The organism is Geodermatophilus sp. SYSU D00697 (genome assembly GCF_054050175.1).
Map to the genome: position 1 here is coordinate 1 of NZ_JBJGYV010000073.1, position 836 is coordinate 836.

Here is an 836-nt window from a genome sequence, read left to right on the forward strand (position 1 = left end):
GGCGTGCCGGAGCAGGTGGTCCAGCTCGGCCCAGCCGGCCCGATGGGCGCAGCCGGGATGGGCGCAGGTGCGGTCGCGGGTGCTCACCCACAGCCGCTGGGCGGCGGTGGGCCGATAGGCGCCGGTGGCCGGAGGGCGGTCGAGCACCGCGCACCCGCAGCCGGGATCGCCGGGATGCCGCGGGCAGCCGCGGCGCAGGACCTGGTCGGCCTGGCCGGTGGTGGTGGCCCGCAGCGCGCCGCCGGGGTCGGTGAGGGCCAGGGTGAGGATGCCTCCGGCCGGGGCCTGCAGCCCGCCGGGGCAGACCGCGTCGAGCTGGATCAGCGGCTCGCGCAGGTGCGCGGCGGTGATCGGCTGCCCGTCCACCTCCCCGACCGGCGCGGGCACCGCCCCGGCGCGGGCACCGCCCCCGGCGCACCCGCGGCCGGGAACCGCTGCGGGGGCGCCCGCGGCCGGGAACCGCTGCGGGGTGAGCGCGTCCAGCGGGGCGGTGATGGTCAGGTGCGCGGCCACCGGCTCCCGCTGGGCATCCCAGGGCCGCAGCACCAGATCGGCCAGCGCGCCGACCCGCAGCACGCCCAGCGGCCGCTCGTCCCCGGCCCTGGCCGCGGCCCGGGCCAGCCCGTCGAGGGTCTGCCGGCAGGCGGCGGCCAGCTCGTGCGGCATGGTGGCCACCAGCTCCGAGATCCCATCACCGACCGGGCGCACCCCGACGTTGGCGCCGCGGGCGGCGTCGGCGCGGCGGGACTCGGCCGCGGCGGCGTCGCGGGCGGCCAGCTCCGCGGCCACGACCGCCTCGAGCCGGCGGATGGACAGCTCCGCGGCGCGGGGCAGCA

Annotated in this window: 1 pseudogene; it reads right to left on the reverse strand. The window is 81.1% G+C overall.

Annotated features, from left to right (window positions below):
- A pseudogene (locus tag ACI79C_RS25240) lies at window positions 1-836 on the reverse strand (hypothetical protein); the annotation flags it as partial.